The organism is Fimbriimonadaceae bacterium (genome assembly GCA_019638775.1).
Taxonomy (GTDB): domain Bacteria; phylum Armatimonadota; class Fimbriimonadia; order Fimbriimonadales; family Fimbriimonadaceae; genus JAHBTD01.
On sequence record JAHBTD010000008.1, the window covers coordinates 24,484 to 32,749 of the forward strand.

An 8,266-nucleotide genomic window follows, 5' to 3' on the forward strand; every position below is an offset into this window, starting at 1 on the left:
GAATCACCTCGTCAGCAGGCTCGGTTTCACGATCAGCAGCAACCCCAGTGCGATCATGACCGCGCCGCTGAGGAGTTTCAACCACCGGCCTTCGCGTTCGTCCAACTTGCGGCGTCCCAAGGTGACGACCGCCAGCGTGACCATCAGCGCATCGTCGGCGATGTAGGCGAGATTGTAAAGCCCGAGGTAGGCATAGTAGTGCCAGGTTGGCAGATGGTAGGTGCTCAACACCTGGGTGTAGAGGGCGGGGAATCCGGCCGTGCACAGTAACTCGACGAGGTTGACCAAGCCCGCCAGCACGATCACGCCGACCAGGGCGCCGGCTCGATGTTCCGCCTGGACGATCCGGCGGATCCTCGCATAGAGCCCAGGCTTGGCGGCGTCCGGAATGCTCAACGAAAATCCCCGCCGGAACGCGAAAAAGTCTTTCACGTTCACCAGGCCGATCCCTATGGCCAGCGCTCCCAATATGAACTGGACGGCATGGGACAGGCCGATCAGTAGAAACAGGTTCAGCCAGGCCGCCATAAAGGCAAAATAGATGAGACCGCTCACCAGCACGAAGGTGCCGGAGATGAGCACCATGCCGAAGCGGTCGCGCAGGGTCGCCAGCAACGACAAGAGAAACAGGAGGACCCACATCGCACAGGGATTGAAGCCGTCGAGCAGGCCGATGGCGAGCGTGAACAGTGGAAGGCCCAACTCAGCGACGCCGACGCGGCCCACCCACGGCAGCACGATGGTATCCGCCTCAGCCGTGGCTTGGGCTTTGGCCTGGCAGTCCGGCTGGGCCGGGCGGCAGGCGACAAACGGTTCGGCGGCTGGCGTGGTGGGGGGATGCTCGAGCATGGCGAGGAGACGGGCGCCGGTGGTGTGATCGTCCTGGTATCCGACGATCAGTTCCCCATTCAGATAGAACGCCGGCACTCCGACCACCGAGAGGGCCTGGTCTTGCGCGAGCCTGTGCAGTCGTGCCAACGCATCGCGATCGACCGCGATGTCGTGAAACAGGATGCGGAGGTCGGGATGAGTCCGTCGAAGCTGTTCGAGAAAGACTTTCGCCGCCTCGCAATGGGGGCAGCCGGTACGTACGAACACTTCCACATCGGGGGCCGGCTCCGAGGTCATGCCGACTCCCGGCCTTATGACCAGACAGAAGAGGAGCAGGAGCAGGCCGGTGCCCACGTGTCCATACCGAACCATACGGCCTCCGGCCCGTCGGCTAACTCACAAATTCGGGTGCCGCGACGGAACGGATATAGGACAACACGTCCAGCATTTGTTGATCCGTCAATTTCCCCCGATAGCCGTGCATGGGGCTGAACAGGGCCCCGTTCGCAATCGTGATCAGCAATTCCCAATCGGTTTTCACCCGCGAGTTGACCGACTGAAAATTCGCCGGCCGCACGATCAGATACTGCCCATCCGGTCCGTTCCCGTCCAGTTTGTCGCCATGGCACCGGAGGCAGTTTTTTTCATAGATGGCCTGGCCGTCGCGAGGATTGCCGCGATTGGTCTGGCCGGCGGCCCAGGTGCTTCCCAGGATCACGAGGCAAAGAGCGCAGAGAATACTGAAGGTTTTCATGCGGGACTCCTTTATGGTTCGACGATGATTCGATGTCTTCCGAAAGATTGCCGCTCACCTCATCGTACTAACAACACGGGACAGGGGACCTGGTGGAGCAGTGCGTGAGAAATACTCCCCAGAAGAAACCGCTCCAGTCCTTTCCGTCCGTGTGAGCCGATGATCAACAGGTCTGCCGATTTGGCGCGTTCCGTCAAAATGTCCGTGGGATCGCCCACACTCACCTGCGTCCCGACCGTATACCGGTTGTTCATCACCGAGGCGGCGAGCTGTTTGACCAAATCTTCCGCCGAGCGTACGGCGATGCCGGTCCAGTCTTGAAGCGGAAAGAGGCTGAAGGGATCGGTGGCGGGAATGGGCCGCACCACGCTCACAATGGTGAGATCGACCGGATTTCTAAACGGGTGGGCGAGCAGCCAGGATTTGATGCGCTCGGCGTCCTCATGTCCTTCGACGGCCACCGTGACTCGCTTGACCGGTCCCTCCCGTTCCTTCACGATCAACGTCGTACAATCCGCATGCAGCGCGACGCGATGGGAGACACTGCCCAGGACGAATTCGCCGACACGCCCGCGTCCCCGCGCGCCGAGCACGATCAGCTCCGGACGAAGATCCCGCGCCTTGTCCAGAATCAGCGATGCCGGTTTGGCGAACTCACAGACGCGGGTGATGGACACTCCCTTCGCGGGCAGGAGCGTGGTGGTGTGATCCAGGAGCTGCTCGCCCGCCTTCTTCATGGCAGTGCGGAAGTCGTCATAGCCCTGCATGCTGCTCACTTCCGCGACGATGGGATATTGAAACATCCCGAGGTCGATTCCATGCAGCAGAACGACCTCATGCAGATCGTAGAGATACGAGGCTTCTCGAACGGCCGCAAACGCCTGCTCCGACCAGTCCAGTGCGATCAGAACGCGCATAGGCCTCCTTCCTTTAGAACAACGGATGCGGCGACGTGCCGAAGGGCATCAACCGCGGGGAATCGCCGACGTTGCCTCGAATGCGCCACTGTCCGTCTTCGAACGTCATGTAGTGAACTTCTTCATACCAACTATCGATCGGGACACGTAAGCCGCCGGTCTTTGAGCGTCCGGACAAGCTGCCGGTGCAGGTGACTTCGATGATAGTGTTCGAGCCGCTGCCGACCTTGGCCAGCCTTGAAAAGTGATGGGTATCGGTGAGGTCCTGGAATTCATCGAAGAGATCGGCCCACACCTTCCGCATGTCGGATTTTTTGAGTCCGTGATAGTCGTACTGTTCCGAATAGAGGGCCATCACGCCATCGAGGTCGCGTGTGCGGATGGCCTCATCAGCCGCACGAAAGGTGCGCATGACCGCCTCTGTCGTCGCCTGATCCAGCTCAGCGGCCGCGTCCGGCAGCATCCGCACCTCGGCCCTCGCTGCCGGTAGGATGGCGAGTAGAACCAGGATTCCACCGATCAGCAATCCGCTCCATTGTATCCCTCTCCGCCGCCGTTCCCCCATGACCCCCTCGCCTCGACCGTTCCGATTACTGCGTGCACCCGGCGCGCCCTGTTCACGCCGAGGGCCTAACCGGTCCAGGTGATCCGGACAAACTCTTCGTCCTGATCGTATTGAATGTCCAATTCTCCATGGTGTGCATGTTTGAGCGCTTCGCCGATGCGCCGGGGCAAATGGGCGTCGGTGGTGAGGACGACCAGCCCCTCGGTCCGGTCTTCGATCGTCATGATGCGAGCCATGGGGTGGGAGTTCTTTTCCTGCGCCTCGGTATTGTGAATCAGCCCCATCACCTGATCGCGATGCTGGGTCGTATATGGCCCTTTCAGGGTCACGAATCCCTTGGGATTCTTGTCCTGGATCCGCAGGCATGCGGGACAGGTGATTGGTTCGGCATCTGCCGGTTTGGCTTCCCAGGTCCAGCGACCTTTTTGGTAGAGGGCGCCGCACGTGGTGCAGACCGTCGGCTCCTTCAACTTGCCCGGCATCTTGTACGAATCGTGTTTATATTCCTCAACGAATCGATCGCGGCGCGCGCTGTGGCCGCCTTCCGTCTGTTTGTTCATTGCCATACGCCCCTTTCCTGGCCGGAGCGCCGGTTCGTGGCGCTCTCCCGGCGCTTATGACCTGCTCACAAATGCTTCTTCTGCGAGGTTGAGATACTGCAACACTTCTCGGTCTTCGACCTGTTCGAATTCCCGGTAGAAATTGCCGACGGCATAAAACGGGTCCGGTGTTCGGAGCACCACCAATTGATCCACGATCGCCCGCGCCTGTTCCACGGTGCTGTGCGGACCGACCGGAACGGCCCCGATGACACGGCGGGGATGCGCCTGACGCACCGTCGCGACCGATGCAAAGAAGGTGGCGCCGGTTGCCAGTCCGTCGTCCACGAGAATCACCGTCCGGTCCTTGAGTGAGGGGAACGGCCGCCCCTGCCGGTAGAGGGCCACACGCCGGGCGACTTCCTTTTGCTGCGTCTGTACGGCGGCCGCCAGGTCTCGATCCGTCAATGAGAGGCCGGAGAGCGCCTCCCGATTCCAGTAGACCGCTCCCGTTTCACTGACCGCCCCCAGCGCATATTCCGGATTGCCGGGCGCGCCGATTTTACGTGTGATCAGCACATCCAGAGGCAGATGCAGCGCCAGACTCAATTGATAGGCTACTGCCACCCCTCCGCGCGGGAGCGCGAGCAGGATCGCCGCAGGATCGTTTCGGTATGCGGCTAATTCCTGTGCGAGCAGTTCGCCGGCTTCTTCACGGTTCTTGAACATGTCGCGTGCCCCTTATTCGCCTGTGTCGCACGGTGTGTCAGTCTTGTGCTGTCTACCAGAGCCCGCTGGTCACTCCCACGCCGATCAAAAAGAGTGCCACAACAATCATGAGGAACACCAACCACCGGTGATGGTGCGACGACCCCTCAGGATGCCAATGCATTTCCCAGGGAATATCCAAGTACCGAGGATGTTTGAACATGGTCTGCTCCTTCCGCTCAGGAGACCTTGACCTCGATGGATTTCGGTTTGGCCTTCTCCGATTTCGGCAGATGGACCTTCAGCACACCGTCTTTGTACTCCGCCGCGACCCTGCTGCCATCGGCATCTTCCGGCAGCGTGAAGCTCCGCAGAAAACTGCCGTAGGCGCGCTCCACCCGGTGGTACTTCTTGTCTTTTTCTTCCTTCTCGTATTTCCGTTCGCCGGAAATGGCGAGCACATTGTCCTGCACGGTCAGCTTCACGTCTTCCTTTTTGATCTCCGGCAGCTCGGCTTTGATCAGATATTCCTTGTCGTCCTCCGTGATATCGACCAGCGGAGCCCATTCGGCTACCGAGATCGCTTCCTTTTGTCCTTCGACCTTCCCCTGGGGCCGTCCCCAGAGTGCCGACAGACGCTTCTCCACATCTTCCAGTTCTTTCCAAGGGTTCCACTGCGCGCGAAACGGTTCCCAGCGTGTCAGTCCACTCATGATGCCGTCTCCTTTGTGCAAGCCTGTGGATGGTGCATCTGCGCCTGACCATCGACCATTCGTTCGTCACGCGCAACTGCTTCCGGACTATTGCAGGCCCGATGCCAGGAAGAAATCCTGCGATGGCCGCATCCGGGAGTGGCGAAAGTTCACTCGCTTAGAGCAATCGGCGAGGCGTCCTCCCGGTTGTCAGTGCCGGAGGGTGGGGCGATACGGGGCAGCAGCGCGGAGCGGCAATGGTGCCAATTACCTCATTGATTCCAGGCCGACCGTGCTTACATGAATAGGTGAAGGGAGGTGGAGCCAGGATAAGGTCGACATCCCCGCTTCCGTGCAGCGAAGAGTTGGTTCGGGGATTGCGTCTGTGCCGGTTTCGGGATCAGTTCTGAAGGGACGCGCTTCCATCTCGGTGCCAGTATGAGGCACGGCTCCAGTGGGAGCCCGATGAACGGGAGGCGCGGGACATCCGGCGTGAGCGTGGTGCCGGGGTGTCCGGATGGATCTCGCTCGGTCGGCAGGCCCGATCTCCACACGGAAGCGGGTTTTTTATGTTCGCGCTGCCGGTCGTTCGGTCGCTAACGCAGAAACGCCTTCCGCAGTTTGAGCAGGTATGCATCGGCGAGGTCCGGGCGCGCCTGTTGCGTGCAGGTGCGAAGACGGCGAGCGGCCTCTTCACTCCAGTACTCCCCTAGATCGATGACTTCACCGGGCCGGTACTGTCCCGACTTGATCCGACGCACGACTTCGCCGACCGGAGTTTCCGAAATCCTGATACTGAAGCTGCCGCGTTCCAGCAACTCGCAGAGATTAAACAGCACGCGCACGTAGGCCGCGGCGTATTTCGCCGGCCTGCCGTCCTTTTTCTCCAGCATCTTCTTGCGCTGGTTCTCGCAGTAGTTGAGAAAGGAGTCATAGGCGGTCTGTGCGGACCAGAGACGGGGGAAGAGTTGCCGGAGCTCCGTGCCCCAGTCGTCCATCGTGACGACCGGAGCGACCAGCGTTTCCAGCACCAAGGGATGGCCCTGCAGCGCGAGCTGGAGAAAGTGCCCGATTTCCCAGGCGGTCTCGTCGTCTTCTTCCTTCATCATCCTCGTGCCTTGGTATTTGAAACCTACACGAAACAATTCAGCGGTGGGCAGCACGAACACGCTGCGGAAATCCTTGTCGCTGTCCGGTCCGGCCAGGCCGTGCGCATGCGAGCCGACGACGACTTTCAGGATGCAGGTGTCGCTTGCTGGCAAGTGGGGGTTGGTCATGTTCGCGATGCGGCAACTTGGGCGACGCAACCGTTCAAAGTCATGTATTTGGGATAGTCGGTTTCAGGGATCTCGATGTGGAATGCCTTGTGCAGTGCGACCACGAAGTTGAGGAAGTCCATCGAGTCGAGGTCGAGCTGGTCTCGAAAGCTGACATCGGGGTTGAGGCAGGCCAAGTCTGCCTCGGGGGCGATCTCGCCGAGAAGACGGAGAATTTGCGCGCGGGTGTCGGCGTCGGATGGTGTGGTCGTCATAACGATTGAGGCTCTTGTAGAAGACGATCGATTTCAGCCAGAAACAATCCGCCGCGATGGCCGTCGCTGACACGGTGATCCGCGGACAACGACAGGGTCACGACCGGTCGTGGGACGACCTGCCCGTCGGCCACCCAGGGCCGTTCGACCACCTTGCCGAATCCGACCAACGCCACTTGCGGAGGATAAATGACTCCGAACACGGTTTCCACCCCTTGTTCGCCAAGACTGGTGACGGTGATGGTGGCGTCCGACAGTTCCGAACTTCGTAACGAACCGGCACGGGCCCGTTTGACCAGGTCCTGGAACCGTTGCATCAAGTCGCCGAGGTCGGCGCGGTCGGCGTCGTGCAGGGCCGGTGCGACGAGCCCTCCCTGGCGCAGAGAAATGGCCGTGCCGATGTGAATGCGCTCGCTTCTGACTGCATCGCCGTCCTTCCACAGGGCATTGAGTTCGGGTACCTGCCGAAGTGCGAGGGCGACGGCCTTGATGAAGAGGACGCTCGATAACAATCGTTCCGTCACCGGGCGACGCTGATTTTCCGCTGTCAGCCAAGCCAAGGCACGGCTCATGTCGATGGTGGTGCTCAGGTAGTAGTGCGGGATCTCGCGTTTGGAGCGAGCCATGGCGGCGGCGATGGTTTGCCGCATGCGCGCCTGGCGCTCGGCCATGGTGAGTGGTGCGGCGACCTTGACGTCGCTCGCGAGCGCACGGGTGACATCGTCCAGCGTGATGGCCCCTTCCGGCCCCGTTCCCTGAAGGCCCGCCGGATCAATCCCTCGCTCGGCGGCCAGCGTTCTGGCTGCGGGAGAGATGCGCAGGCGGGTACCCGGCGACGATGCGGGAGCAGTCTTGGCAACGGGCGGGATTCTGGAAGGAGTGACCGGCTGGGGCGCGATGTGCTGTGGCTGGGCCGCGGCGGCTGCCGGTTGCCCTGCTTCGCGAATGATCGCCATCACGGTGCCGACCGGGACTTTGTCTCCGGGTGTGCTCAGCAACTGTTCGACGATCCCGCTGGCATGGCATTCGACCTCGATGGCCGCTTTTTCCGTATCGACCTCCGCGATGATCTCGCCCTTGGCGATCCGGTCGCCGATCCGCTTTTTCCATTGTACCAAGGTCCCCTCGGTCATGTCCGCGCCGAGGGTGGGCATGACGAATTCAGCCATGAAAGAGACTCCCTGAAGCGTGAAGCGCGAATGGTGACACGTAAAATGGAACGGCCGATGCGTGACGGAGCAAGAGCCGAGCCATCGATTATCCCAGCAACCGGCGAACCGCCTGCACGATGTTCTCCACGGACGGCAGCGCCGCCTCCTCCAGATGTTTCGGATAGGGAATCGGGACCTCTTCACTGCATACGCGCGCGACCGGGGCATCCAACTCGTAAAACGCCTGTTCCATGATCACGGCGGAGATTTCCGCGGCGAAACTGCCGGTGCGCCAGGCTTCGTCGATCACGACCGCTCGGTGAGTCTTTCTCACCGACGCCAGAAGGGTGTCGCGATCAAGCGGGCGCAGGACCCGCAGATCCACGACTTCAGCCTCGATGCCTGCCTGCGCCAGTTGTGTGGCGGCGGCCAACGCTTTCCAGAGGCTGCCGCCGAAGGTGAGCAGGCTGACATCTTTCCCAATGCGACGGACGGCCGCATGCGAGATCTCGACCGGAACCGGGCCCTCTTCCAGAGTGCCTTCCATGGAATAGAGGTACGCATGTTCAAAGATAAAA

The 8,266-nt window shown here is 60.9% G+C and carries 12 protein-coding genes; all 12 read right to left on the reverse strand.

Features of this window, described 5'->3' with window-relative positions; genetic code table 11:
- Window positions 1–3 precede the first annotated feature (3 nt).
- Window positions 4–1,128: a hypothetical protein gene (locus tag KF784_16475; protein MBX3120655.1), complete on the reverse strand. Its 1,125-nt coding sequence runs from the start codon at window positions 1,126–1,128 to the stop codon at window positions 4–6.
- A gap of 94 nt (window positions 1,129–1,222) precedes the next feature.
- Window positions 1,223–1,585: a cytochrome c gene (locus KF784_16480; GenBank protein MBX3120656.1), complete on the reverse strand. Its 363-nt coding sequence runs from the start codon at window positions 1,583–1,585 to the stop codon at window positions 1,223–1,225.
- A 59-nt stretch (window positions 1,586–1,644) separates the two neighbouring features.
- Window positions 1,645–2,502 (reverse strand): universal stress protein, encoded by an 858-nt coding sequence (locus KF784_16485; GenBank protein MBX3120657.1) that lies wholly within the window; start codon window positions 2,500–2,502, stop codon window positions 1,645–1,647.
- A gap of 13 nt (window positions 2,503–2,515) precedes the next feature.
- The gene (locus tag KF784_16490) at window positions 2,516–3,067 is read right to left on the reverse strand and encodes a nuclear transport factor 2 family protein (GenBank protein ID MBX3120658.1); all 552 of its coding nucleotides are present in this window, start codon (window positions 3,065–3,067) and stop codon (window positions 2,516–2,518) included.
- A 65-nt stretch (window positions 3,068–3,132) separates the two neighbouring features.
- On the reverse strand, window positions 3,133–3,633 hold the full coding sequence (locus KF784_16495; GenBank protein MBX3120659.1) for a hypothetical protein: 501 nt from the start codon (window positions 3,631–3,633) through the stop codon (window positions 3,133–3,135).
- A gap of 48 nt (window positions 3,634–3,681) precedes the next feature.
- On the reverse strand, window positions 3,682–4,335 hold the full coding sequence (locus KF784_16500) for a phosphoribosyltransferase (GenBank protein ID MBX3120660.1): 654 nt from the start codon (window positions 4,333–4,335) through the stop codon (window positions 3,682–3,684).
- 52 nt (window positions 4,336–4,387) lie between these two features.
- The gene (locus KF784_16505; GenBank protein ID MBX3120661.1) at window positions 4,388–4,537 is read right to left on the reverse strand and encodes a hypothetical protein; all 150 of its coding nucleotides are present in this window, start codon (window positions 4,535–4,537) and stop codon (window positions 4,388–4,390) included.
- A gap of 16 nt (window positions 4,538–4,553) precedes the next feature.
- Window positions 4,554–5,027, reverse strand: coding sequence for an Hsp20/alpha crystallin family protein (locus KF784_16510; GenBank protein ID MBX3120662.1), 474 nt, complete (start codon window positions 5,025–5,027; stop codon window positions 4,554–4,556).
- A 575-nt stretch (window positions 5,028–5,602) separates the two neighbouring features.
- Complete coding sequence (locus tag KF784_16515; protein ID MBX3120663.1) at window positions 5,603–6,268, reverse strand: nucleotidyltransferase domain-containing protein; 666 nt, start codon at window positions 6,266–6,268, stop codon at window positions 5,603–5,605.
- Window positions 6,269–6,279: 11 nt separating this feature from the next.
- Entirely contained in the window at window positions 6,280–6,537 is a 258-nt protein-coding gene (locus KF784_16520) for an acyl carrier protein (protein MBX3120664.1), read from the reverse strand.
- Window positions 6,534–7,706 (reverse strand): 2-oxo acid dehydrogenase subunit E2, encoded by a 1,173-nt coding sequence (locus tag KF784_16525; protein MBX3120665.1) that lies wholly within the window; start codon window positions 7,704–7,706, stop codon window positions 6,534–6,536. Before KF784_16525 ends, KF784_16520 begins: the two co-directional genes overlap by 4 nt.
- An 88-nt stretch (window positions 7,707–7,794) precedes the next feature.
- The coding region (locus tag KF784_16530; GenBank protein ID MBX3120666.1) for an alpha-ketoacid dehydrogenase subunit beta at window positions 7,795–8,266 on the reverse strand (472 nt) is incomplete at its 5' end.

What these genes read in the sequence shown, in the direction of transcription:
- KF784_16475 (MBX3120655.1), bottom strand. Translation starts at nt 1,128, where the DNA reads ATGACCTCGGAGCCGGCCCCCGATGTGGAAGTGTTCGTACGTACCGGC.
- KF784_16480 (MBX3120656.1), bottom strand. Translation starts at nt 1,585, where the DNA reads ATGAAAACCTTCAGTATTCTCTGCGCTCTTTGCCTCGTGATCCTGGGA.
- KF784_16485 (MBX3120657.1), bottom strand. Translation starts at nt 2,502, where the DNA reads ATGCGCGTTCTGATCGCACTGGACTGGTCGGAGCAGGCGTTTGCGGCC.
- KF784_16490 (MBX3120658.1), bottom strand. Translation starts at nt 3,067, where the DNA reads ATGGGGGAACGGCGGCGGAGAGGGATACAATGGAGCGGATTGCTGATC.
- KF784_16495 (MBX3120659.1), bottom strand. Translation starts at nt 3,633, where the DNA reads ATGGCAATGAACAAACAGACGGAAGGCGGCCACAGCGCGCGCCGCGAT.
- KF784_16500 (MBX3120660.1), bottom strand. Translation starts at nt 4,335, where the DNA reads ATGTTCAAGAACCGTGAAGAAGCCGGCGAACTGCTCGCACAGGAATTA.
- KF784_16505 (MBX3120661.1), bottom strand. Translation starts at nt 4,537, where the DNA reads ATGTTCAAACATCCTCGGTACTTGGATATTCCCTGGGAAATGCATTGG.
- KF784_16510 (MBX3120662.1), bottom strand. Translation starts at nt 5,027, where the DNA reads ATGAGTGGACTGACACGCTGGGAACCGTTTCGCGCGCAGTGGAACCCT.
- KF784_16520 (MBX3120664.1), bottom strand. Translation starts at nt 6,537, where the DNA reads ATGACGACCACACCATCCGACGCCGACACCCGCGCGCAAATTCTCCGT.
- KF784_16525 (MBX3120665.1), bottom strand. Translation starts at nt 7,706, where the DNA reads ATGGCTGAATTCGTCATGCCCACCCTCGGCGCGGACATGACCGAGGGG.